Source organism: Oceanobacillus kimchii X50 (assembly GCF_000340475.1).
Taxonomy (GTDB): Bacteria; Bacillota; Bacilli; order Bacillales; family Amphibacillaceae; genus Oceanobacillus; species Oceanobacillus kimchii.
In genome coordinates this window covers 3,607,944-3,634,929 of the sequence record NZ_CM001792.1, presented here as the reverse complement: position 1 = coordinate 3,634,929, position 26,986 = coordinate 3,607,944, and the positions used below count along the sequence as shown (strand labels likewise).

General features: G+C 36.6%; 28 protein-coding genes. 19 read left to right on the top strand and 9 right to left on the bottom strand.

Translation table 11 applies throughout. The annotated features are described in order from the left end of the window. Positions 1 to 44 precede the first annotated feature (44 nt). Positions 45 to 938 carry a serine hydrolase domain-containing protein gene (locus C794_RS18455; RefSeq protein ID WP_017798660.1) on the bottom strand — a complete coding sequence of 298 codons (894 nt, stop codon included), beginning with the start codon at positions 936 to 938 and terminating at the stop codon, positions 45 to 47. Positions 939 to 1,382: 444 nt separating this feature from the next. Then, complete coding sequence (locus tag C794_RS18450) at positions 1,383 to 1,625, bottom strand: hypothetical protein (RefSeq protein WP_017798659.1); 243 nt, start codon at positions 1,623 to 1,625, stop codon at positions 1,383 to 1,385. Between the two features lie 61 nt (positions 1,626 to 1,686). Here C794_RS18450 and C794_RS18445 point away from each other — a divergent pair, with 61 nt between their 5' ends. The 3 genes from C794_RS18445 to C794_RS18430 all read left to right on the top strand — a co-directional run bounded on the left by C794_RS18445 (position 1,687) and on the right by C794_RS18430 (position 4,361). Beyond that, complete coding sequence (locus C794_RS18445) at positions 1,687 to 1,872, top strand: hypothetical protein (RefSeq protein ID WP_017798658.1); 186 nt, start codon at positions 1,687 to 1,689, stop codon at positions 1,870 to 1,872. Between the two features lie 578 nt (positions 1,873 to 2,450). Further along, complete coding sequence (locus C794_RS18435) at positions 2,451 to 3,506, top strand: ABC transporter substrate-binding protein (RefSeq protein WP_017798656.1); 1,056 nt, start codon at positions 2,451 to 2,453, stop codon at positions 3,504 to 3,506. Between the two features lie 303 nt (positions 3,507 to 3,809). Next, the gene (locus C794_RS18430) at positions 3,810 to 4,361 is read left to right on the top strand and encodes a GNAT family N-acetyltransferase (protein ID WP_017798655.1); all 552 of its coding nucleotides are present in this window, start codon (positions 3,810 to 3,812) and stop codon (positions 4,359 to 4,361) included. A gap of 68 nt (positions 4,362 to 4,429) precedes the next feature. Here C794_RS18430 and C794_RS18425 read toward each other — a convergent pair whose 3' ends face one another. Next, on the bottom strand, positions 4,430 to 4,768 hold the full coding sequence (locus C794_RS18425; RefSeq protein ID WP_017798654.1) for a hypothetical protein: 339 nt from the start codon (positions 4,766 to 4,768) through the stop codon (positions 4,430 to 4,432). A gap of 424 nt (positions 4,769 to 5,192) precedes the next feature. Between C794_RS18425 and C794_RS18420 the strand changes: the two genes are divergently transcribed. The 4 genes from C794_RS18420 to C794_RS18405 all read left to right on the top strand — a co-directional run bounded on the left by C794_RS18420 (position 5,193) and on the right by C794_RS18405 (position 10,193). After that, on the top strand, positions 5,193 to 6,317 hold the full coding sequence (locus C794_RS18420) for a BMP family lipoprotein (RefSeq protein WP_017798653.1): 1,125 nt from the start codon (positions 5,193 to 5,195) through the stop codon (positions 6,315 to 6,317). Between the two features lie 340 nt (positions 6,318 to 6,657). After that, a complete protein-coding gene (locus C794_RS18415) occupies positions 6,658 to 8,193 on the top strand; it encodes an ABC transporter ATP-binding protein (protein ID WP_017798652.1) in 1,536 nt (511 codons plus the stop codon). Then, positions 8,190 to 9,239 (top strand): ABC transporter permease, encoded by a 1,050-nt coding sequence (locus C794_RS18410; RefSeq protein ID WP_017798651.1) that lies wholly within the window; start codon positions 8,190 to 8,192, stop codon positions 9,237 to 9,239. Before C794_RS18415 ends, C794_RS18410 begins: the two co-directional genes overlap by 4 nt. Then, positions 9,240 to 10,193 (top strand): ABC transporter permease, encoded by a 954-nt coding sequence (locus C794_RS18405; protein ID WP_017798650.1) that lies wholly within the window; start codon positions 9,240 to 9,242, stop codon positions 10,191 to 10,193. A 71-nt stretch (positions 10,194 to 10,264) separates the two neighbouring features. On the opposite strand, the gene C794_RS18400 is transcribed toward C794_RS18405, so the two are convergent. Continuing rightward, positions 10,265 to 10,720 carry a VOC family protein gene (locus C794_RS18400; RefSeq protein ID WP_017798649.1) on the bottom strand — a complete coding sequence of 152 codons (456 nt, stop codon included), beginning with the start codon at positions 10,718 to 10,720 and terminating at the stop codon, positions 10,265 to 10,267. Positions 10,721 to 10,801: 81 nt separating this feature from the next. Here C794_RS18400 and C794_RS18395 point away from each other — a divergent pair, with 81 nt between their 5' ends. Continuing rightward, a complete protein-coding gene (locus C794_RS18395) occupies positions 10,802 to 11,716 on the top strand; it encodes a helix-turn-helix transcriptional regulator (RefSeq protein WP_017798648.1) in 915 nt (304 codons plus the stop codon). 251 nt (positions 11,717 to 11,967) lie between these two features. On the opposite strand, the gene C794_RS18390 is transcribed toward C794_RS18395, so the two are convergent. Both C794_RS18390 and C794_RS21220 read right to left on the bottom strand, forming a co-directional pair. Continuing rightward, positions 11,968 to 12,324: a DUF2200 domain-containing protein gene (locus C794_RS18390; protein ID WP_017798647.1), complete on the bottom strand. Its 357-nt coding sequence runs from the start codon at positions 12,322 to 12,324 to the stop codon at positions 11,968 to 11,970. Positions 12,325 to 12,900: 576 nt separating this feature from the next. Further along, the gene (locus C794_RS21220) at positions 12,901 to 13,029 is read right to left on the bottom strand and encodes a hypothetical protein (RefSeq protein WP_017798645.1); all 129 of its coding nucleotides are present in this window, start codon (positions 13,027 to 13,029) and stop codon (positions 12,901 to 12,903) included. Positions 13,030 to 13,360: 331 nt separating this feature from the next. Between C794_RS21220 and C794_RS18375 the strand changes: the two genes are divergently transcribed. Continuing rightward, positions 13,361 to 14,395 (top strand): LCP family protein, encoded by a 1,035-nt coding sequence (locus tag C794_RS18375; protein WP_017798644.1) that lies wholly within the window; start codon positions 13,361 to 13,363, stop codon positions 14,393 to 14,395. Positions 14,396 to 14,569: 174 nt separating this feature from the next. Beyond that, positions 14,570 to 15,328, top strand: coding sequence for a putative hydro-lyase (locus C794_RS18370; protein WP_017798643.1), 759 nt, complete (start codon positions 14,570 to 14,572; stop codon positions 15,326 to 15,328). Positions 15,329 to 15,538: 210 nt separating this feature from the next. On the opposite strand, the gene C794_RS18365 is transcribed toward C794_RS18370, so the two are convergent. Beyond that, positions 15,539 to 16,492: an SDR family oxidoreductase gene (locus C794_RS18365; RefSeq protein WP_017798642.1), complete on the bottom strand. Its 954-nt coding sequence runs from the start codon at positions 16,490 to 16,492 to the stop codon at positions 15,539 to 15,541. 404 nt (positions 16,493 to 16,896) lie between these two features. Further along, positions 16,897 to 17,412 (bottom strand): TetR/AcrR family transcriptional regulator, encoded by a 516-nt coding sequence (locus tag C794_RS18355; RefSeq protein ID WP_017798640.1) that lies wholly within the window; start codon positions 17,410 to 17,412, stop codon positions 16,897 to 16,899. Positions 17,413 to 17,597: 185 nt separating this feature from the next. Here C794_RS18355 and rlmH point away from each other — a divergent pair, with 185 nt between their 5' ends. The 9 genes from rlmH (at position 17,598) to C794_RS18310 (ending at position 25,240) form a co-directional block, all read left to right on the top strand. After that, a complete protein-coding gene (rlmH, locus tag C794_RS18350) occupies positions 17,598 to 18,077 on the top strand; it encodes a 23S rRNA (pseudouridine(1915)-N(3))-methyltransferase RlmH (RefSeq protein ID WP_017798639.1) in 480 nt (159 codons plus the stop codon). Positions 18,078 to 18,237: 160 nt separating this feature from the next. Then, positions 18,238 to 18,888 carry a hypothetical protein gene (locus tag C794_RS18345; protein ID WP_017798638.1) on the top strand — a complete coding sequence of 217 codons (651 nt, stop codon included), beginning with the start codon at positions 18,238 to 18,240 and terminating at the stop codon, positions 18,886 to 18,888. Between the two features lie 82 nt (positions 18,889 to 18,970). Next, positions 18,971 to 19,246: a hypothetical protein gene (locus tag C794_RS20050; RefSeq protein ID WP_195891529.1), complete on the top strand. Its 276-nt coding sequence runs from the start codon at positions 18,971 to 18,973 to the stop codon at positions 19,244 to 19,246. Between the two features lie 28 nt (positions 19,247 to 19,274). Next, complete coding sequence (locus C794_RS18335) at positions 19,275 to 20,111, top strand: alpha/beta hydrolase (RefSeq protein ID WP_017798637.1); 837 nt, start codon at positions 19,275 to 19,277, stop codon at positions 20,109 to 20,111. Positions 20,112 to 20,263: 152 nt separating this feature from the next. Beyond that, positions 20,264 to 20,632 carry a DUF956 family protein gene (locus tag C794_RS18330; RefSeq protein WP_017798636.1) on the top strand — a complete coding sequence of 123 codons (369 nt, stop codon included), beginning with the start codon at positions 20,264 to 20,266 and terminating at the stop codon, positions 20,630 to 20,632. 478 nt (positions 20,633 to 21,110) lie between these two features. Then, complete coding sequence (locus tag C794_RS18325; RefSeq protein WP_017798635.1) at positions 21,111 to 22,079, top strand: mannose/fructose/sorbose PTS transporter subunit IIA; 969 nt, start codon at positions 21,111 to 21,113, stop codon at positions 22,077 to 22,079. Positions 22,080 to 22,115: 36 nt separating this feature from the next. Then, positions 22,116 to 22,922 carry a PTS mannose/fructose/sorbose transporter subunit IIC gene (locus tag C794_RS18320; protein WP_017798634.1) on the top strand — a complete coding sequence of 269 codons (807 nt, stop codon included), beginning with the start codon at positions 22,116 to 22,118 and terminating at the stop codon, positions 22,920 to 22,922. Positions 22,923 to 22,938: 16 nt separating this feature from the next. Then, the gene (locus C794_RS18315) at positions 22,939 to 23,850 is read left to right on the top strand and encodes a PTS system mannose/fructose/sorbose family transporter subunit IID (protein ID WP_017798633.1); all 912 of its coding nucleotides are present in this window, start codon (positions 22,939 to 22,941) and stop codon (positions 23,848 to 23,850) included. 373 nt (positions 23,851 to 24,223) lie between these two features. Then, a complete protein-coding gene (locus tag C794_RS18310) occupies positions 24,224 to 25,240 on the top strand; it encodes an oxidoreductase (protein ID WP_017798632.1) in 1,017 nt (338 codons plus the stop codon). Positions 25,241 to 25,366: 126 nt separating this feature from the next. Here C794_RS18310 and C794_RS18305 read toward each other — a convergent pair whose 3' ends face one another. Then, complete coding sequence (locus C794_RS18305; RefSeq protein ID WP_017798631.1) at positions 25,367 to 26,536, bottom strand: DUF418 domain-containing protein; 1,170 nt, start codon at positions 26,534 to 26,536, stop codon at positions 25,367 to 25,369. Positions 26,537 to 26,986 lie beyond the last annotated feature (450 nt).

The window sequence follows — 26,986 nt, the reverse complement described above, 5'->3', positions numbered from 1 at the left end:
ATTTAAATTATCATCTAATTAAATTTAATATGTTAAAGAAAAACTTATTGTTTTGTGAGGTAAGGTAGAAGGTCGTTCTCGAAGTATCTTAAAGGTCTTGATGATTCATCCTTTATGCTACTTGTAAAAACGGTTATCAATTTATACTCAGGTGCTACAATAATGTACTGTCCTTCATATCCAGAAGCACAAAAAAACGTAGCTGTTTGATTTTCTAGAGCTATATTCCACCAATGATACGCGTATGAAGTAGTATCATCAATTTTTACTTTAGGGCGTGTAGATTCTTTCACCCATCTAGCGGATACAATTTGTTTAGATTTCCATTTCCCCATATTTAAATAAAGGGAGCCAATTCTAAGCATATCCGCTGTTTTCATTGATAAACCGAATCCACCGATATTTACCCCTTGTGCATCTTTGTTCCACTTATAATTTGTTATTCCTAGAGGAGTAAATAGATGTTTATTAGCAAAGTCTTCAGTAGAAATTCCAGTAGTTGATTGTAAAATGGCACTAAGCAAGTGAGAAGAGCCGCAGCTGTATACCATTTCTTTCCCTGGAGGATGGACCTTTTCTTGTTGCATTACGAAGTCGACCCAGTTTTTACTCGGTAACATACGGTTATTACCTGGCCAGTGTAACCCTGAAGTCATAGTTAATAGATGTTTGACGGTGATATCGTTATTTGCATCATCATTATATTCTGGAAAGAAATCAACTATTGATGTATTAGTATCTTTAATAAATCCTTTGTCTATCGCTATCCCAACCAATATCGATAAAACACTTTTTGTTATAGAATAAATTTTGTGTTGTTTTTCTTTCATTTTTCTGTTTCGATAGTATTCAAATATTAAACGATTATCGTTTTGAACAAGTACGCTATCAATATGGTCTTTTTTTATTTTCTTTTCAAACTCGATCAAGTATTCCATACGTAATTGTTAGCTCCTTTTACTTAATTCTCCCCGTTAATAAAGTATTATAGTAATTACCATCAGATAAGATTTTGTCCTTTCTTAAAACCACTATTCGAATTACAGGAAATGTTTTGCTTTGATTGCAATGGAAGACTGCTCAGAATAACAAAGCTAAATAGTGAATAGAGCTCGTCTGTAAACCAAATTACAAGTGATACATAAGATTTCTAGTGAATAGAGCTTGTCTATTAACCAAAACACAAGCGAAACGTAAGGTTTTGAGTGAATAGATCCCGTCTGTAAACCAAATTACAAGCAAACACTTAAATTTTCGTAAGTAGAGCCCTGATTATTACCTATAGAGTATACACCTCAATGGCTACTAGCTGCTAAAATCTTCCGTCTGCAAAGCAAACTGAGTAAAATTCGAATTTCGTACATATGAAATTAATCATTTATCTACCCTTTTTCTCTATGACATTTACATTCGTAATCCTTGAATGTATATTCTTTATATAGGGTTACTTCTTTAAAGTCACTCGTAATAGATTGATATACTTTAATAAGAGGAGCTATATCTTTCTTCGCTAATTTTATTAGTTGTTGCTCGAAATCAACACCCGGTTCTAAACGATATTCATTCATCTCTTCAACTAAATTATTGTGTTCACATATATCATAAGTTATCGCTAAATAATACATTTAAATCGAATGCCTCCTATGTTATATATATCTATAAAACAAACCTAGAGGAGTGAAGTGCATGTTTAAAAAATACCTCGGTATTCCTATTTTTGCTTTTATATTCCTACTGCTTAAACAAATCATCTTTGATGATCGTATTGATTGGGTGTATACTGCTGTATTTCCAATTATTCTATACTTAGGGTATATTGCTTGGGAATGGATAAATATACCGTATAAATGGAAAGAAAATAAAAAACAATAAATTATTAATTCGTTTTTAACGCCATATTCAGAGAATCTAGCGTATCAAAAATCTATTAGAAAGACGTTCATCAATAAATTATCTAAAGAAATTTTTGATTGCATCCATACGTATCTTATGACTACAATCTTCACAGCCTTCACAGCAAAAAATCCTATTGCTTCTTTCCTTAAATTGCTTATATGTTAGTGAACCCTCGTATACTCTGAAAATTTTTTTACAATTATAGCAAAGTGCCTCATAGTAATTCATTGTTACCCCCTATTGATGCGTATCCTTTTAGGTGATTTATCAAAGAATCTAAATCTCATTATACATCTAACATATGTAAGTTCATCCTCTTTGCAATTACATGTAGCCACAAAAATTATCAAAAGTTCTCAAAAAATAGATTGTGTTTTATTCCGAGTCGCAGTATCCCCCACTGACTGAAGTTTCACTATATTTTTTCACAATAATCAAATCGTTTCAAGCTATCATAGATTTTTATATTAAAAATAGTTTGACAAGTTTATAGTTATAAAGTAATGTTAGTGATAATGATTATCATTATCAAAAATAGGGGGAAAATAAAACAGATGAAATCAAGACATTATTTGTATTACATATTATTATCCATAATTATTTTTGCTTTACTTATTGGTTGTTCTTCTAATGATGCAGATTCAGCGGATCCCGAGACAGAGGGTGATAATACAGAAGAGACAACAGAAAGTCCAGAGCCAATCGTAATTGAGCATGCATTTGGTGAAACTGTGATTGAAGAAACACCTGAGCGTGTTACTACAATTCAATGGGGGAACCAGGATGTTGCTTTAGCACTCGGTGTTGTTCCAGTCGGTTTCTCTGCAGCGAATTTTGGTGTGGAAGATGATAGTGGATTATTACCGTGGACAGCGGAGAAGTTGGAAGAATTAAATGTCGAAGATCCGAATGTATTTCAGGATACGGATGGATTAGATTTTGAAGCGATTGCAGATAGTAATCCAGATGTTATTCTGGCAGCTTACTCAGGAATTACGCAAGAGGATTACGATTTACTGACGGAAATAGCTCCTGTAGTAGCTTATCCTGTTTCACCATGGACGACTTCTTGGCGTGAGCAAGTAATGATGAGCGCAGAAGGCATGGGAATGAAGGAAAAAGGTGAAGAATTAATTGAGGAAACGGATAATCTTATTGATGAGAAACTAGAAGAGTATCCTGAAATCAGCGGGAAAAAAGTAGCTTGGGTAAACTTCTCTGCAACAGACACGTCGAGCATGCATCTGTATACGCCAACGGATACGCGTGTTAAGTTCTTAACGGAAGAATTAGAAATGGAATTTCCTGAAGAGATTCTAAATGAGTTGGAAAATGAAACTGATTATTCATTGAACCTTAGTGCTGAAAATGCAGATATTTTAAATAATGTCGATGTTTTCCTTGGTTATGGTGATGAAGAATTAGTAGAAACCATTCAAAATGATCCTATACTCGGACAAATCCCAGCGATTGAAAAGGGATCGGTTGCTTTTATTAATGGTACCTCGGAGTTAGGTGCTGCAGGTACGCCGAATCCACTTGCAATCTCCTATACAATCGATGAATACTTAGCGTTAATTAGTGATGCATTGAATAACGCTGAAGAGTAAAACAGAATATAGGGAAAAAAGTAAAAATAAGTTGTTTTTTCTTTGAAATGCATATTCAACAAAAAAAGGGTGGTTGTGACATAAAGGAGTCACGATGGCCCTTTTTAATAATTTTGTGAAGTAGAGTAGTGACATTTAATTTTATATACAAGAGGTTTCGATAACGTGCTGAGGTTGCTTCAAGGTAACATAAAAGATTTATGCCTGATTAAGAAACATGCCAGCAAACTGTGTTATACTTATATCTATCATTAATAATAGATGGAAGATTTAGATATTTCATCTTAAAGGATGTGTATTTAATTGAAGTTACAAACTGACCGATTATTGATCAAGCCTTTTGAGACAAATCATTTGAATGATGTGTTTAAGATTTATAATGATGAGACGACGTGCCATTTTCTGTTGCATGGCAAATGGACAGATGAAAATAAAGAAAGAAAATTTAAAAAGAAATTAAAACATAATCAATTAACAAAAGAAAACACCTTAAACTTAGCTGTTTTAGTGGACTCTGAAGTAATTGGTGACTTATCTGTATGGTACACAGATATGAAAGACACTGTTGAAATTGGCTATACGTTTTCAAAATCTGTGTCTGGAAAAGGTTATGCAACAGAGGCGGTGAGTGCTCTCATCGGTTATCTGTTTGAAGTTGTACAAGTTCATCGTATTCAAGCAAATTTAGATGCACGAAATACAGCATCCCGAAATCTATGTGAAAGAGTTGGGATGAGGAAAGAAGCTCACTTTGTACAAGATTTTTGGAATAAGGGAGAGTGGACGGACAGTATAGTATTCGGCATGCTAAAATCGGATTTAGAAAACGCGAAAGATAAGAATTTAGATTACTAATTTTTTTGATAGAAATAAACCATATAACAGCTTCATTTTAAAGAAAGAGAGCTGGATTCTTACTTTCTTCACTCTCCTCTCTCTGAAAAACTTATCTCTTTTTCATGCTTCTGCCACTTTACAAAATTATATAGGAAGTCTAGTAGACCAAGTAAGATAAACATCATTCCGAGAATGATATATTCTGTTGAGTTTAAATCTGTTGTCCAATATATACCAAGGTAAATCAAGATAAAAATAGGAATATTCCATAAGGATCGGATCATTCTTCTGCGATAAGTTAACTTATAGTGGTTAAAAACAAAACCCCTATTTACTTTTTCTGTGTTCTTACTCCTCGCGTACATAATTGTATGCATTATTGTAGCGGCTATAAAAGGCGCAATAAAATAGAATAAAATACTCATCTATGCCCCTCCTTCTAAAAATGACACATCTAACTACTTTTACAAAACAATTCCCTAATCGGAAATACCTAATCATAGTTTTGCATTTTCACCTAAAAATATAAAAACTTACAAAAATATTAGAAGTTGCTAGGGACATAGGACTAGTGACTACTACCTGCCAATTTGTTAACAATAAGATAACAATTTTAAAAATATTTTTTACAATAGTATTTCAAATTCCAAGTAATAGTGGTAATATAAATTTTGTATTTCGTAATCTTTTAGCAATGTTTCTAATTGTTTATTTTAAGGGGGCAATTTATTGCTATATACTCATAGATAAATAGATTGATTGAGTATAAAGGTCGAAATAAAAGGAATGGTCTAGTTTGTTATTGGGCGTATATTCCTACATAAGAAAGTCAAAACAGGAGGGAAAAAAATGAAGAATCATAAGTTTTTGTTGTTTGTTTTGGTTTTAATTTTAGGTCTGTTTTTAGCTGCATGTGGTAGTTCGGATGAAGGCAAAGAAAGTGATGCAGGTGCAGAAGGAACAGAAGAAGATACAAGTAGTGAAGGTGAAGCAGCTGCTTCTGAAGATTATAGTATTGCAATGGTTACAGATATCGGTGGAGTAGATGACAAATCATTTAACCAATCTGCATGGGAAGGTATTTCTGCATGGGGAGAAGTAAACGGTTTATCTAAAGGTAATGGTTTTGATTATGCACAGTCTGCGGACAAGGCTGATTATATGCCAAACTTAACTCGTTTTGTACGTGATGAATATGATTTGATTTATGGAATTGGATTTGAACTGAAAGAAGATATTCAAAAAGCTGCAGAGCAATTTCCAGATACGAACTTTGCGTTAGTAGATGATATAGTAGAAGCGGATAATGCAGTAGGTATTACGTTCAGTGAACACCAAGGTTCTTTCTTGGTTGGTGTAGCTGCAGCAATGAAAACAACTACTGATAAAGTAGGATTCGTCGGTGGTGTGGATTCGCCGCTAATTAAAAAATTTGAATCTGGATTTATTGCAGGTGTTAAATCTGTAAATCCTGATATCGAAGTTGATGTACAGTATGCAGAATCATTTGCTGATGCAGCAAAAGGAAAGTTGATTGCAACAAACATGTATGACAGTGGAGTAGATGTGATTTATCATGCATCTGGTGCAACTGGTAATGGTGTATTTAACCAAGCGAAAGACATTAAACAAAATGATCCTGAGCGTCAGATTTGGGTAATTGGTGTTGACCGTGATCAGCACGAAGAAGGTGCGATTGGTGATCATAACGTAACATTAACTTCTATGGTGAAACGTGTAGACGTAGCTGTACAAGATGTTGCGAATCGTGGAATGGTTGGCGAGTTCCCTGGTGGAGAGACTTTAGAGTATGGAATAGAAGATGATGCGATTGCTGCCGCTACTACAAACGAAGAAGCGATGACAGAAGACATTATTACAGCTATCGAAGACTATACAAAACAAATCCTGAATGGGCAAATTGAAGTTCCACATACAGAAGAAGAATTAACTACATTTTTAGAATCATTATAAGAAGTATTTATAATCGTTAAAGTTTAAGAATACAATGAAAAAGGTTTTTCCTGCTTTTAGCTTAAAGTATGTGAAACGAGCGATCTTGAACCATCTCTTGCTTCCGACGAAGAAGCATAGATGGTTTGATTTTTAGCAGAGACTTCGTATCCCTTTTACCATAGAGTGAAAGTCATCATAGGTAACTATTTTCATCATGATGTTGATGCCGTCCAGTCACTACGTTTCTATGTGCTCTATGTTATTAGTATGTAAAAGCCTTTTTCTTATAACTAATTTGTCTATATTCCTTGCTGTTCAAGGTTGTGAATCAAACGTTTTATTATAGGAGTGAAAACGAGTGGATTATGCAATTGAAATGTTGAATATCAGAAAGGAATTTCCAGGTATTGTTGCTAATGACAATATCACTGTGCAACTGAAAAAAGGGGAAATTCATGCTCTGTTAGGTGAGAATGGAGCGGGTAAATCGACATTAATGAATGTCTTATTTGGATTGTATCAACCCGAAAAGGGAGAAATTCATGTAAATGGAAAGAAAGTCAACATAACAAATCCCAATATTGCGAATAATCTAGGGATTGGTATGGTGCATCAGCATTTTATGTTAGTCGAACCATTTACTGTTACACAGAATATTGTGCTCGGAAGTGAACCAACCAATAAGTTTGGCAAGATTGATTTATCGAAGGCAAGACAGGAAATACAAGCGTTATCCGACCAATATGGGCTTCGAGTTGATCCAGATGCGAAAATTAGCGATATTTCTGTTGGGATGCAACAACGTGTGGAAATCTTGAAAACACTTTATCGTGGTGCGGAAGTGTTGATTTTTGATGAGCCAACGGCAGTATTAACACCACAGGAAATCAGTGAACTGATGGTGATTATGCGTGCTCTAATTAAAGAAGGAAAATCGATTATTCTAATTACACATAAATTGAAAGAAATTATGGAAGTATGTGACCGTTGTACTGTAATTCGTAAAGGGAAAGGGATTGGAACCGTTACTGTGGCGGATACCAACACAACTGAATTAGCATCGTTAATGGTTGGACGTGAAGTGAGTTTTAAAACTGAAAAAACTCCTTCCGAACCGAAAGAAAATGTTCTAGAAATCAACAATCTCTTTGTAAGAGATGCGAGAAAAGTAGATTTGGTAAAAGGTCTTGATTTAACGATTCGTGCTGGAGAAATTGTTGGAATTGCCGGTGTAGACGGCAATGGACAATCAGAATTAATTGAGGCGATTACTGGTCTGCGAAAAACAAAATCAGGTTCAATTCAATTACATAATAAAGCGATTGCAAATCTTTCACCAAGAAAAATCACGGAAAGTGGTATCGGACATATTCCGCAGGATCGCCATAAATATGGACTTGTATTGGATTATTCGATTGGTGAAAATATTGTCTTGCAAACGTACTATCAAAAACCGTTCTCGAAAGCGAAAGTACTGAATTATAAAGCGATATTTGAAAAGGCGAAATGCATTATTGAGGACTATGATGTGCGTACGCCGAGTGTCTATACAAAAGCACGAGCATTATCTGGTGGAAACCAGCAAAAAGCGATTATCGGACGTGAAGTCGATCGTTCACCAGCATTATTAATTGCTGCACAACCGACGAGAGGGCTGGATGTTGGTGCGATTGAGTTTATCCATAAGAAATTGATTGAAGAACGTGATAAAGGGCGAGCGATTCTTCTCGTTTCCTTTGAATTAGATGAAATTATGAATGTCAGTGATCGTATTGCCGTGATGTTTGATGGCAAGATTGTTGCGGATGTAAAACCAGAAGAAACGAATGAACAAGAGCTTGGTCTGTTGATGGCAGGTAGCAAAGTGGACAAGGCGGGTGAGACAAGCGAATGACATCGAATAATAAATTATTTGGATTATTAGTACCGGTTATCTCGGTTATTGTCGGTCTACTGGCAGGAGCTGTCATCATGCTGTTATCTGGCCATGATCCGATTCAAGGATATGCTGCATTATGGAATGGTGCATTTGGTGATGCCTATACGATTGGCGAAACCATTCGTAGAACAACACCATTAATATTAACGGGCCTTGCAGTTGCTTTTGCATTTAAAACAGGGCTATTCAATATTGGTGCGGAGGGACAAGTAATTGTTGGTTGGTTAGCTGCTGTCTGGGTTGGGCTAGCAATCGATGCACCGATGATTGTCCATCTACCACTTGCGATCATTGCTGGAATGTTAGCGGGTAGTTTGTGGGGATTCTTGCCTGGTTTGCTAAAAGCAAAACTAGGTGTACATGAAGTTATCATCACAATTATGATGAACTATATTGCATTGTTTATCACAAATGAAATTATACGAAGTGTATTAACCGATCAAAATACAACTACAGAATCTATTGCAGGAACGGCTTCTTTAGCATCCGAATGGTTACAGAGCATTACATTTTACTCTCGGGTGCACTATGGAATTCTCATTGCGCTACTTGCTGCATTCATCATGTGGTTTATCATTGAGCGAACAACTTATGGTTATGAATTGAAGTCTGTTGGTCACAACCTTCATGCATCGAATTATGCTGGGATGAATGTAAGTAAAAATATCATTCTATCCATGGTAATTGGTGGAGCATTTGCAGGTCTTGCAGGAGCAATGGAAGGACTCGGAACTTACGGTACGATTTCTGTAATGTCCGGATTTACCAATCTCGGTTTTGATGGAATAGCAGTGGCACTACTTGGGTCCAATAATGCGATAGGGGTTGTATTAGCGGCAATTCTATTCGGAGCTTTAAAAGAAGGCGCTGGAGAAATGCCGACAGCTGCAGGGGTACCGACAGAATTGGTAGATATTATTATTGCATTAATTATTTTCTTTGTAGCATCAAGTTATATTATTCGCTGGGTAGCACTTCGCTTTAAAAAGGAGGAAAAATAGATGCTAGATATTTTACAGTCCATTGTTCCAACGGTTCTATTTTATTCAGCACCTCTTATTTTAACAGCGTTAGGTGGCGTATTCAGTGAGCGATCCGGTGTCGTGAACATTGGATTAGAAGGTTTAATGGTTATGGGGGCATTCGTCGGGATCGTATTTAACCTTACGTTTGCCGATGTATTTGGAACGTCGACCCCATGGGTATCAATTGTAGTTGCAATGTTAATCGGTGGATTATTCTCTATCATTCATGCGGTAGCATCTGTTACGTTTCACGCGAATCAGGTAGTTAGTGGAGTAGCCATTAACATGCTTGCACTCGGTGTAGGAGTGTACTTGACGAAGGTTTGGTATGATAAAGGGCAAACCGATATGGTAAGCCAACCATTTTACACAACCGATATTCCACTACTTGAAAAGATTCCGGTCATCGGACCAATCTTTTTCCAAGGTGTATATGTAACGTCTTATTTGGCAATTATTCTTGCGTTCGTCGCATGGTATGTCTTATATAAGACACCGTTTGGACTACGCCTTCGTGCAGTCGGAGAACACCCAATGGCGGCCGATACAAATGGAATAAAAGTAGAGCGAATGCGTTATATTGCGGTAATTCTTTCTGGTGTGTTGGGTGGATTAGGTGGTTCGGTATTCGCACTAACGATTGCATCGAACTTCTCAAGCTCAACAATTGTTGGACAAGGATTCATGGCATTAGCGGCTGTTATCTTTGGTAAATGGCATCCACTTGGTGCAATGGGGGCAGCGCTATTCTTTGGATTGGCGCAAAGCTTGACCGTGGTAAGTTCCGGTGTACCTTTCTTAGAAAATGTCCCGCAAGTACTGCTTCTCATCGCGCCATATGTATTAACGATATTAGCACTAGCTGGATTTATTGGAAGAGCGGATGCACCACGAGCAAATGGTGTACCGTATATTAAAGGTAGCAGATAATTTTACTTAGGAAACAGACCTGCTTAGGGGGCAGGTCTGTTTTTTTACTTTTCTATTCTATTTATACAGACTTAATTGATGAAACTATCGAGAAACTTGCTTGCCTCACTATTAAATTTCCACACGACACCAAATTTATCAACAACCATTCCAAAATTTGCTGACCATGGAGTAGAAGATAACGGCATGATTATTTTACCGTCAACGGAGAGGGCTTCAAAAATTTGTTTATTTATTTCCGGATCAGCATCAATGATACTAATTAAGAGATTATTACCTATTGATGTTTTGCCAGTTACTGCTTGCATAGAAGGTAAAACATCAGACATCATTAGAACATTTCCTAAAAACTCAATACGAGACTCCATTATCATATCTTGCTCTTCTTCTGTTAATGGAGCACTTGGATCTTGACCAAGAGCACCAAACTTTACCTTTTTCACGCTTGTTGCTTGTAATGCTTTTTCATAAAACATTAATGCTTCTTCTGCCTTCCCATCAAATTGTAGATAAGCTATTGTGTTCATCTTATTACTCCTCCTTTTTTCTTACATTTGAAGTATAATGAGATATAGGTGACATATGTATGTCGTATATCGGAGGAGTATATGAAAAAAATTGAGCGACTTATCTCAATAGTTATGATCTTGCTACAAAAAGATGTAGTTTCTGCATCCCAATTTAGCAGTCTTTTCAATGTGACCAAGCGAACAATTCAACGTGATATGGAAACATTAGGGTATGCAAGTATTCCTATCTATGCAGTATATGGTGCTGATGGAGGATATGCGTTAATGGAAGAGTATAAATTCGACAAACGACTATTGAATAACAATGATATTGAAAATATACTCGTCGCATTAGGTGGTTTTGAGCAACTGATTACGAATCAAGACATTCAAACAACGATTCAAAAAATTAAAGGAATGACCATCAGAGAATTCTCTCCGAAGCTTGATTTAACGTTCTATGAATGGCCAGGAAGGAGTCAAATCAAGGAAGATATAGATTTTATTAGGCAAGCAATTGAAAATCATTGGTTATTAACGTTTGCGTATGTGGACCAAAAAGGAAATAAATCGAATAGAGTAATCGAACCATATAAAATACATTTGAGTGAGATGCATTGGTATCTGGTTGGTTATAGTTTAGAAAGGAAAGATTATCGAACATTTAAATTGACGCGGATATTAGATATACAAAGAAATGGATTTTTTGTTCCAAGGTCAGGGTCAGATGAGGAAGTTAAGAAGACCATACAACACTACGAACAACAACAGCTAGAGAGTGTACAGCTTTTGATAGATGTTTCTGTAAGAGATCAGTTTATAGAGAGGTATGGGAAAAATGCCATTACAAAACAGACTACAGAAAGTTACCTTGTAACAATTGAATTACCTCAAAATTCATATGCCTATCAATTTTTAGCTGGATTTGGTAATAAAATTAAAATTATAAAGCCAAGAAACTTTATCACTAGCTATGTGAAATTTTTGGAAGAAACAGTGAATCTTTACAAATAAAATGAGGATAGGTCAATTTCGTTAATCTAGATATTGGCGTTAAAACGGTGCTTGGACATTTGGTCTCAGACGAATGGAGCAAGGCAAAGGTGAGATCCCGAAATGTGGGGATCACCAGCAGCCCTTGGATAAGCGGAGTATATTTCTTGAGACGAATTTTCAAAACCTGTTTGTACGGACTTATCTTTGGTTAATACTTTTGCTCCACTATTATGATTGGTTTTTATCCAATCTACATAAGAAGTTTTACTTTAAGCTGGTTTTCGTAATATTTTTTCCATCGCTTTGCCTTTTGCTAATTCATCGATTAGCTTGTCTAAATAGCGAATTTCCTGCATGGTTGGCTCTTCAATATCCTCCACTCGCACACCGCAGATGACACCTTTAATCAAAGCTCGTGAATCGTTCATTTCCGGAGCTTCGGCAAAGAAGGTCTCAAAGTCTGTCTGTTTTTCTAGTTGCGCATCTAACTGCTCTTGGCTATATCCAGTCAACCAGCGGATGATCTCATCGACCTCTGCTTTCGTGCGATCTTTTCGCTCCGCCTTCTTGACATAATTGGGATAGACACTTGCAAAACTCATGGTATAGATTTTATGTTTAATCATCATACACATCCTCTCATTGGTTGTTTCTGTTTATTTTATCATGAAATGGGTGGAGGAGGTGGGAATGAATCGATTGATGTGATTCCAAGAAATGTTATAGTGTCTGGATTGGATTAATTTCACCAATTCGAGTTTTTGAGATATTTGATTTCCATTGCAGATAGACTATTTTAACAGCTAGCAGCCACTGAGGAGTTTAAGCTCTATAGGAATAATCAGTGCTCTATTTACGAAAATTTAAGTGTTTTGCTTGTAATTTGGTTTACAGACGGGTTCTATTCACTAAAAATCATACGTTTCACTCGTATTTTGGTTAAAAGATGAACTCTATTTGAGCAGGAGGCGCCGTCTCTGCCAATTCAATCAATCCAAGTATTTCCTACAAACTGATTAGAAATATATATTCTGCAATGATGAACTCTATTCAACTTGATAAATAAATGCTGTAGAAGTCCAGCATTTATTTATCAAGCTGTTCTGAACGTTTTTTCGTAGGTAATAGGCATAAGTAAAGGGAACGAGAAAATATATAAATATTACACTATCTACAATAATAGCGTCTGAAAGTTTACCGCTTTAAAATAATTGGATCAGTCCTATAGCAATTCCAATAAAAGCTATAATAATAACAGTTAGATAATATGGAAATGGCTTTTTGGGCTTTTTCGTATCATCATAGATATCCATCGATACTCCAATATTCATAAAGTTGAACACTCATACAGGCTATCCATCCTTTCTTTAAAAGGTATTAATGACAGAAGTGCTTTTATGAAGTAACTCAATCTACAGTATCAATTCCCTAAAATGAGAAGTGTAACCAGTTTGAATTGTGAGCATAAGGAATAAAGTAGAATTAGGATGACATATATAGTTAAAAAGGAATCATACTGTAATGGTATGTACATAATTGCCACAACAATTCCGTATTTATTTAATTTTGTAATCTATACATAACTTGAATGTTAAATAAACAGTAGTAAAATTAATATTCTAGTACTTTTACATTAGTTTTTCTCAAAAAGGAGTTTCTGTAATGAAAAGGAGAGAGTATAGAACTAGGGTTGAAAAAAATCCAAAGAAAACGAAAAAGATGATATCCATTGTGTTGATTCCGATGCTACTATTTATCGTTGGAGGGTTATCATATGCAGGGTATGTCTACGGTACCACAAAGAATGTAATGAAGGATTCTTATGAAGATAATGGAAGAGATAAATCTAACCTACGCGATTCGGAAGTTGAAATTGACATGGATAACATAACCGTATTAATTATGGGTGTTGATACTGGAATAAAAAGAGGCAATGAAGATAGATCAAGAACCGATTCGTTATTATTTGCATCACTAAATAAAAAAGATAAAAGTGTTGATTTACTTAGCATACCACGTGATTCTTATGTGTACATACCTAGCGAAGGGAAAAATGATAAAATTGCACACGCTCACGCCTTTGGCGGTACTATGGGAACAATTGACACGGTAGAAAATATGCTTGATATACCGGTAGATTACTATGTAAAGCTTAATTTTGATTCTTTTGTTGACGTCGTGGAATCTCTCGGTGGAATTGAAGTCGATGTACCTTATGAATTCACGGAATCAGACTCTAATGATAAAAAGGATGCCATTCATTTAATGCCAGGAGAGCAAACACTCAATGGCGAAGAAGCGTTAGCATTCGCTCGAACAAGAAAACAAGATAACGATATCGAGCGTGGTAAAAGACAACAAGAAGTAATTAAGTCTATTGCAGATAAAACTCTATCGGTAGACTCTCTATTTAATATAGATAAAGTAATTAAATCAGTTGGTGAGAATATGGCTACAAATATGTCATTTTCAGAAATGAAGAGCTTGTTTTCCTATGTTGCAAAAGGAGACGATTTGAAGATTAACACTCTTAACTTGAGCGGGAGTGATAATATGTCTAATGGGGTATATTATTGGATGTTAGATGAGCAAAATTTGAGTAATATTGAATTAAGGATGAAAGAACATCTAGAGATCGAAAGACCGAGAGATAATGAAACGGATAAGCAAGTAGAAGAAGAATTAAATAATCTATAGAAACATAACATTCAACAATAAAAAGCAGTATTGCCTAAGGTCTGGTATTGCTGTTTTTTAATTGCTATTTCTGGCAGATTATTTGTTCAGTACTAGACAGTTGGCTCATTTAACAAATAAATAGATAGATATGTTAGAGTAAAAAAAAGTTCGCATACATAGGAGGAGATTACATTGCATCCAAAGCAACAGCGAGAGTCATTTCGTTCTAATCAGTACACAGGCACCACGTCTGGTATGTGTGATAATTTTTTACAAACCAACATGATTATTTTGCCAAAAGAATATGCATTTGAATTTCTGTTGTTCTGTCAGCGTAATCGGCAATCATGCCCGATTGTTGATGTGCTTGAAGAAGGTGTGACAACCCCGAAGATAGCTGATGCGGACGTTCGTACGGATTTGCCTAAATACCGAATCTATCGTAACGGTCAATTGGATAAAGAAGTTACGGATATAAATGAGGAATGGCAAGAGGATTTTGTCACGTTTCTTATCGGCTGCAGCTTTACGTTTGAAAAGGCGTTGCTTGAGAATGGCATTCGACTTCTTCACCAAGAACAAGATCGGGTGGTGCCGATGTACAAGACCAACATTCCTTGTGAAAAAGCTGGGCGCTTTGAAGGGAACATCGTCGTGAGCATGCGGGCGTTGAAGACAGAGGAGATCGATAAAGCAGTTAAGATTACGGAAAGGTTTGAGACTTCTCACGGGGCTCCGGTTCATATTGGTAATCCTGAAGAAATTGGTATCACGGATATAGACAACCCAGATTATGGAGAAAGTATTTCTTTTGATGAAGAGGAAAGGACTCCGGTGTTTTGGGCTTGTGGTGTGACCCCGCAGAATGTTGGATTGAATGTTAAGCCACCAATCATGATAGCCCATGCTCCGGGACATATGCTGATAACCGATCAGCTGGAAGAACAGTAATGAGTTTCTAAGGTTAATTTTCTATTTATAAGTTGGGAGTTTTTGTCTGAACCTCATTAGTAGTGAATAAGAATAGTTGCTCGGGAACTTTTCTAGCTAAGTAATTACAAAATCGAAGTAAGACACAACATGAAAGATTGCTTTTGTTGTGTCTTACTTCATAAGACCGCCAAGCTTCATTCGTTTCATTGCCTAAAACGCAGATATTATCTATTTTTCTTTGGCCATTAATACACGTAATGTTTCTTTAAGACCTTCTTTAAAAGGCGTTTTTGGAATGGTACCGATTCGTTTTTCATATTTTTCTCCACTTAGGATAAATCCTTCTTTAGTAAGGTACATTATCTCAACTATTTCTCTCATAAATTCATCAAATAAACCAATAAAACGAATTGTACTTTTAGTTAGTGGGATAACTATTTTTTGATTGCCAGTTATTTGACGAGAAATTTTGATTATCTCTTTCCCGGAGATCAACCCTGCCCCAGGTATGTTCCAGTTCTCTCCATAAGAATCGTCCTTTTCAGCTATATTTACAATCATTCTAGCCGCATCGGGCAAATAGACGTATTCACGAGGAGTTTTCAAATTGCCTATAAAAATCGATGTCTTATTGGCTGCAATTCCTTCCAGTGTCGGTTGCAGGTAAGAATTTTGTGATGTAGGGCCATAATAATCAGGCAACCTAACAATTAATGCTTTGGCGTTTTTCCATTTGCTGTTGAATATTAATTGTTCGAATTCGACTCTAAGTTTGCCTTTTTTCGTATGGGGGTGATGTGGGTGATTTTCATCCCCTTTAGCGACTTGATGTCCATACACATAAATACCATCTACAATAACAATATTTTTCCCTAAAGCATCTGCTGCTTTCATTACACTTTCCCCAAGTGGCAAGAGTTTGGTTTTCATCTCTTGATATTTAACATTTGCACATTGGAAAATAACATCCACATCTTTTGCAGCCTGTATAATTGTTTGATAATCAAATATATCTCCCAGTGTATAAGTTAATTTTGGGTTATTATCATGTTCCTCTATTAATGCTTTCAGTTTACTTTGAGAACGTCCAAAAGCAATAACTTCTACCCCTCTGTTCAATAATTCTGAAACTATAACTTGACCTGAACCACCAGTTGCTCCTAGTACAATCGCTGTTTTCATTTAAACACTCCTTTCGTTAGTGATTAATCAATAACAAAGAATACAATAAAATAATTAGAATTAATTTAAACTCTTTATTATGCAATTCCGCTAAATAATCACATTGTAAGTATGCAATTTGTTGTTTAATCCCAAAAAGTGAACAATACAAAGATAATAGTTACTATACTTAATCCAATGGATAAAGAGGAAATAGAATTTTCTTTATTATTCTTCATCATCTGTATTACCTCCTTTTTAAAATGTTGAAAATAAGCATTAATCCCACCAACTAATGATACAAACGACAATTATTCCAATAAAAACAAAGTCGATTTTGTTTAATTTCATATCTTCAGCTCCTCAATTTTTGTTAGTGATTAATCAATAAATAAAGTTGTAAAAAATAAATAATCTAGATTCGATTATTTACTTTTTGCTATAAGTTCTGGGAGGTCTAAGAAATAAGAAATATTGCATAATATTCCTCTTGCTAAGAACGTCGTAACTTCACTCTCCACATTCTCTATTCCAGCGTCTTTAAATCGTTCTAAAGTGTAGTTTTGAATGTTGGATAATCCTTTTTTTGTTGCATTTCGTATAGCTTCTTCTGTTACCGAAATTCCTATCACCTGTAGTGCGATTTCATTAGGGTGCAATTCAGAAAGTTCTTCATATGCTTCAATCATTTTATCAACGAGCTGTTCTGGACTCGAATCGACATTTTTAAAAGCCAGAAGAATCCTTTCAAACGCTCGATCTAGAGCTGCAATAAACAATTCTTCCTTTGTTTTAAAAAATCTAAATACATATGGTTGGGATATACCCGCTTTTTCTGCAACATGTGCGGTAGTTGTGTTATGATAACCTCTTTTTGCGAATACTTCTAATCCTGCTTCAAGGATTTCTTCCTTCCGATTTTCTTTGCTTGACCTGACCATACCAGACACCCACTTTTAGTTATTTATTGATCAATTACATTGTAATTAACAATTCGATTAAATGCAAATACAAATTTTTTTCCTAGGTAGGGAATCATAGTATTATCTTAAAAGGTGAATAGAATTATTATTTGATTGTCATATGGTAAACTAAAGGAAAACATGCGTCGAAAAGGAAGATTTGTATGAATATAACGATTGTATCGGTTGGGAAATTAAAGGAAAAGTACTTAAAACAAGGTATTGATGAATATAAAAAACGCCTAAATGCATATGCAAAAGTGTCGATAATCGAAGTAGCAGATGAAAAAGCACCAGAAACCATGAGCGAAGCGGAAATGAAAGAAGTCAAACGCAAAGAAGGCGAACGAATTCTATCTCATATCGCACCGGATGCGTTTGTGATTACACTCGAGATTGAAGGAAAGATGCTAGGATCTGAGCAACTTGCAAAGAAATTGGACGAGCTTGCCACGTATGGAAAAAGCAAAGTTGTATTTGTGATTGGTGGATCACTCGGGATTAGTCTGGACGTGCAAAAAAGAAGTGACTTGGCATTGTCGTTTTCCAAGATGACATTCCCTCATCAGTTGATGCGACTGGTGTTGCTGGAGCAGGTTTATCGTAGTTTTCGGATTAATCGGGGGGAACCGTATCACAAGTAAATGAGGTTTTCTGGTAGTTTTATGTTAATTTTTCTTGTGATGCTTGTATATAGTATTTTTCAAATATTACATAAATATCATTGAGTTTAGTGATAAAATAACAATTGGTTGTAACTTTAGTGATGACCTTTTCGATTAAATATTTTAGGGGGTGAAGAAAATGAGGTTTTTTGTTAATAAATTATTATTAATTGGATTGTTAGGGTTAATGCTAGTTGGTTGTTCTGCAGCAACCAATACTGAAGAAAGCTCAGAGGATACAATAGAAGAGACCGTAGTAGAAACTGTAGAAGCAATTGAAGAACCTGAAGAAAGAAGTATTGTAGCCGACGAAATTACAACAACCTTCTATCCAGAAGTAACTAGATTAAGAAATCTTACCGAAGAAGACCTTGAGTGGTACGATATAATAATGACAAGATTAAATGCTATAGATGATTTCTCAGGTGATCGGGAGACTGTATACGAGATAGCTGAAGAATACGGAGAAGATCCTGAAGAGCTGTGGTTTAATTGGTTAGAGATTGTTGACGCAAAATGGTACGGTGATAATGGAAATTATGCTATTTTGCCAGAGGCTAATCATAAATTAACTAGTGAAATTCTTGAAAAAAACATCGTAGGAGAAAATATAGAACATATTAGCGGTGGGTCTGAATTGAACGAGGAAAATTTAACTACCTCTGTATATCAGAAGCTACATGTAGATGGAGAACCTTACGAAATTGCTTACATAATTGAACACAGAGATGATTTTAATATTGCTGAAATAATTGAGTTCAGTATTAACGGAGAAAAGATAGATTTTTAAATATAATATGTTTAGTTACGTTCCTTTTGAAACTGAAGATTATTCATCTACAAAGGAAATTGTTCATGATTGGCTTTGGGGTTTGAGCGAATCCAAATATCAGGCTTGTGTCCGTGAGCCGGAAATGTTCAAGCTTTATACCATCTACATCGATCGAAATCCAGTTGTTTGGACACGACACATTGGGGATTTAGTGAAAAGCTTAAAAGAAGCAAGTGGAATTGAAGATGAAGAACAATTATATGCTATTCTATTGGCATTCTCCTGGCTTTCCTCGCCAGCGTATGCAGAAAATGGTTCCTCATTGATATTAAACGTGAATTTGAAGGAGTCTGGAAACTGTTCGAATCAGGGTTAGAGTAAAAATGAAAAGGGGAAAATCATGTATGATAGAAACTACTGATATGCCTTGGGAAGAAGTTCTGAACGACGATAAGATGCATTCCATTTCTGGTGATGTTCGGATAATTAATGCCTTCCCAATTCCACAGCTTAACACGGAGCGAAGAGTATGGATTTACTTGCCAAGAAGCTATAACGAAGACATTCGCAGGTACCCTGTTTTATATATGCATGATGGGCAAAATGTGTTTAATCAAGCGACATCTTGGGGAACGGAGTGGGGCGTTGATGAGACGTTGGAGAAATTGACGATTGATGAACCTGGGCTTGAGACTATCGTAGTTGCTATTGATCATGGAGGCGACCAGCGCAACAATGAATATAATTTCACGATTAATCCGGAATATGGTTTTGGGGGCAAAGGAGAGGCTTATGCTGCATTTCTTGCGGAGACTCTCAAGCCCTATATCGATCGTCACTATCGCACTCTTTCCACACCGGAACATACAATGATTGGTGGCAGCTCTTTTGGTGCATACATATCGCTTTACACTGCCATCTGTTATCCTGAGCAGTTCAACCGAGTGGGTGGCTTTTCTTTCGTGATGTGGCAGGACAGCGGTGCGATTCTCCAGTTAATTGAACAGTCGGAGGTTTCTCCTACACTGCGAATCTACTTGAGCATCGGAGAACAGGAGACGGATAATCCAGAATTTAACCGAATTGCTTGTGAGCATGTCACGCTTGCTCGTCAGACGCTGATTACAGCAGGTGTAGCGCAAAGCAGAATTCGATTTGACGTCATTCCAGATGGAACACACCATGAATCTACGTGGGGTCCACTGTTTTCAGAAGCACATCGATGGCTGATGCAACCATGATAGAGTGATTTAAATTATGACTGTCAGCGAGAAGCTGTCTACTCCATTCTCCTGCGAAAACTGCATCAAATTTCCCAAAGTATTTTTGCTAATAGTGCTACAATGTGTATAATAATGAGTAAGTGAATAGGGAAAGAAATGGGGTATATTAAATGGTTCAATCCATTAATACAAAGGTCGACTTAGTTATTGATGCGACCTCACATATAAATTTGACAGACTATGGAAAGATCATGATTGGAGATAAAGGATTTGAGTTCTACAATAAACGTGATGCGCGTAAATTTATTCAAATTCCTTGGGAAGAAGTAGATTATGTGATTGCTTCCGTTCTATTCAAAGGGAAATGGATCCCGCGTTACGCTATCCAAACAAAGCGAAATGGAACCTATACATTTTCTTCAAAAGATCCAAAAAAAGTCTTGCGGGCTACTCGTGAATATGTTGAGCCGAATCGTATGGTTCAGTCCTTAGGATTCTTTGATGTTATTAAACGCAATTTTAAGCGTAAAAAGAAATAGAATTGAATATCTATAAGCACTCGATTTGCTGAAAAAGTAGATTGGTAAAGTATGATAGAATCCTTATAAAATCGCTTTTGTTTGAGAAAATAGAATTAGACCCTTGTAATGTATAGGTCGATTATCGTGAAATATTTTCTTGTAGTGGGAAAATGGCTATGATATAATTCACCTAAGGAAATCTTTAAAGTTTTTAAATGATTATTTTTAGCGGTAAAATTAAAACGGTTTCAAATAAAAATTAAATAGCTATCTTTATTATTTTACGTGTTACTGATTCGATCAGGCATGAGTAAAAAGTATAGATTAACACGAAGGTCAGGTTCTTTTTATTTCTCCTACCTTTATTTAATCGTCTTTTTACTCATGCCTTTTTTATTCCAATCAGAAGTGTAACCGCTCTAGATAAGCGAATAAAACATACTTTAGGGATGCCATATTTATGTAAGCTTTCACAATAAGAATAGGAGGTAAAAAGATGGTAGGAATTATCATTGCTACTCATGGTGAATTCGCAGAGGGTATCTTGCAATCTGGAGAAATGATCTTCGGAAAACAAGAAAATGTAAAAGCAGTTACATTGATGCCGAGCGAGGGACCTGATGATGTAAGGGCAAAAATGGAAAAAGCAATCGCCTCTTTCGAAAATCAAGACGAAGTATTATTCTTAGTCGATCTTTGGGGTGGAACTCCTTTCAACCAAGCAAGTGGCTTGATGGAAGCGCACCAAGATAAATGGGCAATCGTTGCTGGGTTAAACTTAGCAATGTTGATTGAAGCTTTTGCAACACGCTTTTCCAAGGAATCAGCCCAAGAAATTGCTGTACATATTTTAGGAACAGCAAAAGAAGCGGTTAAGGTAAAACCAGAAGAATTAGAACCAGCAGAAGCTACTGCAGATAATGCTCAACAAGTGAATACAGGTACTCCTGGTACATTTGATTATGTATTAGCCCGTATCGATTCTCGTTTGCTGCACGGGCAAGTGGCAACTGCTTGGACAAAGAATACGTTGCCTACACGTATCATCGTTGTATCAGATGAAGTAGCGAAGGATGAGCTACGTAAGAAATTAATCCAGCAAGCTGCTCCATCAGGGGTAAAGGCACACGTTGTTCCCATTAATAAAATGATTGAGCTTGCCAAAGATGATAAACATTTTGGAGGTCAGCGAGCGTTACTCCTATTCGAAAACCCGCATGATGTACTTCGAGCGGTAGAAGGTGGCGTTCCATTAGAAACCATCAACGTTGGTTCAATGGCACACTCACCTGGTAAAGTGCAGCCGAATAAAGTTTTGGCCTTTAGCCAAGCGGATCTCGATGCATTTAAAAAACTAAAAGAAGCTGGATTGACATTCGACGTGCGTAAAGTACCGAACGATTCCAGAGGAAACATGGATGAGATTATGAGAAGGGCTCAGGCAGAGCTGGACAAACAAAGATAATCCTAATCATCAGTAAAAAAAGGAGGATTAATGATTATGGAATTGACTATTATTCAAATAATATTAATTATTATAGTAGCATTTTTAGCTGGTGTAGAAGGAATCTTGGATGAATTCCACTTCCATCAGCCTATTATTGCCTGTACGTTAATCGGATTAGTTACAGGAGAAGTAGTACCATGTCTTATCTTAGGTGGTACCCTACAATTAATCGCGTTAGGTTGGGCAAACATTGGAGCTGCTGTAGCACCAGATGCTGCACTGGCATCCATTGCATCGGCAATTATTCTTGTATTAGGTGGCCAGGGAGAAGCAGGTGTATCTTCAGCAATCGCGATTGCAGTACCACTTGCAGTTGCAGGTCTATTATTAACTATTATCGTTCGAACGATTGCGACTGGTTTGGTGCACTTAATGGATGCGGCAGCCCGAGAAGGAAACATTAGAAGAATTGATTTTTGGCATATTGTCGCTATTTGTTTACAAGGGTTACGTATCGCAATCCCAGCTGCATTAATTTTGGCAATTGGTGCAGGTCCAGTTAGAGAGTTACTTCAATCTATGCCTTCTTGGTTAACAGATGGTCTAGCAGTCGGCGGTGGAATGGTAGTAGCTGTTGGTTATGCAATGGTTATTAACATGATGGCGACAAAAGAAGTATGGCCGTTCTTTGCGATCGGTTTCGTATTAGCAACTATCCCATCCATCACTCTAATGGGTCTTGGTGGTATCGGTGTAGCTCTTGCATTAATTTACTTAGCACTTACAAAACAAGGCGGTTCAGGTAATGGTGGCAACGGAAACACTGGGGATCCGCTAGGTGAAATTATAGATAACTACTAAAAAGGAGGGACATAAAATGGCTCAAGAGATGAAATTAACAAAAAGAGATCGGATTGCGATTTGGTGGCGATCCACTTTCATTCAAGGTTCTTGGAACTATGAACGTATGCAAAACGGTGGTTGGGCATTTTCCATGATTCCTGCCATCAAGAGATTGTATAAAACAAAAGAAGATCGTGCTGCAGCACTACAACGTCATTTAGAATTCTTTAATACACATCCATATGTAGCTTCTCCGATTATTGGTGTAACATTAGCACTTGAGGAAGAACGGGCAAACGGCGCTCCGGTGGATGACAAGGCAATTCAAGGGGTAAAAGTCGGTATGATGGGACCTCTTGCAGGTATCGGAGATCCGATGTTTTGGTTCACAGTGAAACCAATCCTTGGTGCTTTAGCGGCTTCGCTTGCACTTAGCGGTAATATACTCGGACCAATTCTTTACTTTGTATTATGGAATCTTATTCGTATGGGATTCAAGTGGTATTCACAAGAACTTGGTTACAAAGCCGGTTCCAAAATTACCGACGATTTATCTGGCGGATTACTTCAGGATATTACCAAAGGCGCCTCGATACTCGGTATGTTTATCCTCGGTGCATTGGTAAATAGGTGGGTAGCTGTCTCATTTGCTCCGACGGTATCCGAGGTTCAATTGGACGATGGTGCTTATATTGATTGGGATAGCTTGCCTGCAGGATCGGAAGGAATTCAAACCGCACTGATTCAGCAAGAACAGGGTCGATCACTGACCCAGACGAATGTAACGACCTTACAGGACAACTTAGATAGCTTAATTCCTGGTTTAGCAGGGTTGCTATTAACGCTTCTCTGTATGTGGCTACTAAGGAAGAAAGTTTCTCCAATCATTATGATTCTTGGATTGTTCGTGGTAGGTATCGTCTTCCATGTTATCGGTTTAATGTAAGAATCATTTTCAAATAAATGAATCAATCTCATAATAATATATTTGCGTGGAATCCGAATGAGGCTATTTTGATTTCCATTGCAGACGGACGCTTTCCACAGGCACAGCTTCAGCTAACTTGAAAAGAAGAACACTTTTCAAGTGGATCTTCAGCTCGTGCTATCCCTGCAGGAGTCGCCGTCTTTCATTGCAATCAAAGCCTAGTTTTGGCTATAACACGAACGTTATTATGTAACTATCACCAAAATTTTTAAAGGGAACTTAGCAATTATGAGATTGGCTCAAATAGAAAAAGTACCTCCTGTATGATAGAACTATTATCAAGGAGGTATTTTTTCTTACAAACTTCACACGAAATTTTAGGAGGCTGGCTATGCTTACTATCGGTTATATTGGCAATGGGAAAAGCACCAATCGATACCATCTGCCGTTTGTACTGCAAAGAGACAATATCAAGGTTAAAACCATTTATCGCAGAAACCCTGATCGTGATAGCTGGGGCAAAATTCCTGGAGTACATTATACTTCGGATATAGATGAATTATTACAGGATGAGGACATTCAACTGATTGTTGTCTGCACAAAACATGACAGCCATTATGAATACGCCAAAAACGTACTCGAACATAATAAACATTGTTTAGTAGAAAAGCCGTTTATGGAGACTTCCGAACAGGCAGAAGAAATATTTGCACTGGCGAAAGAGAAAGGATTAGTTGTCCAAGCCTATCAAAATAGACGATTTGATAGTGATTTCTTAACCGTGCAAAAAGTGATCGAAGAAGGGAAACTAGGAGAGCTTTTAGAAGTAGAAATGCATTATGACTACTATCGTCCTGAAGTACCTGAATCTGCGGATACTTTTGATCCGGCTTCGTCCTTTTTATACGGACATGGCTGTCATACACTCGATCAGGTCTTTAGCTATTTTGGCAAGCCCGATCATATCCACTATGATGTCAGACAGTTATTAGGACAAGGAAGAATGAATGATTACTTTGATCTCGATTTGTATTACGACGGGTTAAAAGTATCGGTGAAATCCAGTTACTTTAGATTGAAAGAAAGACCAAGCTTCGTTATTCACGGAAAGAACGGCAGCTTTGTGAAACAAACCAAAGATCGTCAGGAAGAGCATTTGAAGTTATTTTACATGCCGGATAACAACGATTTTGGTATTGATACACTCGATCATTATGGCCTACTGACCTATGTCGATGAAGAAGGTACTATCCATGAGGAAAAAGTGAAGTCCGTTAATGGCGATTACGGACGTGTATATGATGATTTATATCAAGCGGTCATCCATGGGAAAGACAAAACAATCACAGACGAACAGACCCTGCTTCAGATGGAAGTATTGGAAACAGGTGTGAAGGACTTGAAGTGATAGGATGAGAGTACAATGCAGTAAGTACAGATACTAGATTTTTAAGATTCGTATTCACCCTTGAAGGAATGCTCTCAAAACGAAAGACAACCGAGGTAATCTCAATTATCTCGGTTGTTGTTAAGTTTATGCATTTTTATACATCATTCGCCTCATTACAATTTCCAATGGACCATTCATATTGTTTTTTTCTAATAAAGTCGCCATCAAAATGGAAAACATCCAAATGCCCACAGCAATAAGAGCAGCTATCCCGTTATTGACTGTTCCTGCTAAATCAAGTGCTACCGGTGATAAAAATAGAACAAGCATAGCCTCATTCCATATATAAAATGTTAATGAACGTTTTCCTAAAGCTTTTAAAGAATTACTAATAGGACCGGGTTCTTTTAATTTAGCCCCAATTAATCCGAAAATTGCTGCATAGGCTAACCCACCTGCAATTCCAGTTAATATATGGAGCCCAAATATTAAACCTGATACAAAGAAACTTGGATGCCACACGCTCCCTATTAAGGATAGTGGTAGTGCACCTAATATCGAAATCGTTAAGCCTATAACACTTATGAGTTTAAGTGATCTTAAATGTAATTCTGGCTTTGTCAATAACTGTTTTTTAGCTAACCACATCCCTATCAAAACGGATGGGAGTATAGGAATCATCAAATGAATGATAATTGGAATGATTGGAAAAGTAGCTAAAAGAGATAATGTGCGATTTACATAGGTGTCTGTTGCTGATAAATCTAGTGGGAAACCGTAACTCTTGAATTCTAGCATACCGAATCCCCATAATATTGGAGTCACAAGACAGTAAATTAGTGTAATAATGATAAGTGATCGTACGATTATTTTAAGATTCCGACTTAATAGCGTGCTTACAATAAGTCCAGCAAAACCATAAGCCATAAGGATATCTTGCCCGCCTACGATGACTGCTAATATGAAACCGAATAAGATTAAATACCAGGAACGTCTTCGTATCAATTTTGCTGCATCTTTCTCACTTTTTCCTTTAGAGCGTTGGCTATTAAATAACAAAACTAAACCATACCCTAACAATAAGGCAAACATTGCTCTCGCTCGATGATCAATAAAAAATATTCCAAAAAGGTTTACAATTTCATCAAAGAAGTTCGTACTCGCGACTCTTTGCATAAGCCCTGGTTCCGCGTTATATAAGTAAAGTGGCGCGTGGGCGAGTACAATTAATAATAAGATCGTGCCTCTTGCTAAATCTAATGAAATGGCGCGCTTTTTTATCTCAGGTTGTCTATTTTGTGATGTAACGAACATGTGCTGTGTAATCCTCTCTTTTATTCCTCTTGCTTCCTTTTTATAAATTACTTATTTCAGATTGTTATTAAAAATAAACTTGTTCAATTCTAGCAAACGATTAGGATGGTATGGAACGATGTAGTTGGATTATATACATTTTTTTACTTTTATTCAATTATTTGGTAGTTTCAGTTTTCTTTTTATTTGAGCATGATTAGAACAATAACTTCATTAGAAAAACGGAATCAACTGGATACACAGATGATAAGCCGAGAAAGAAGCTTCTGACTGTAACCATTCTTAATAACTAGTTCAAAAGTCTGTTTTATATACGTAATCCTTAAAAAATAGTCAAAATTTCCCCTTCGAATCATGAGTAAGGATGTTTATACTAGAAAGAGATGAAAAATAAGTTAAATTTTACCATGAAATAAGATGCGTATTCTGAAGTGTTGAGGGAGTGAAGAC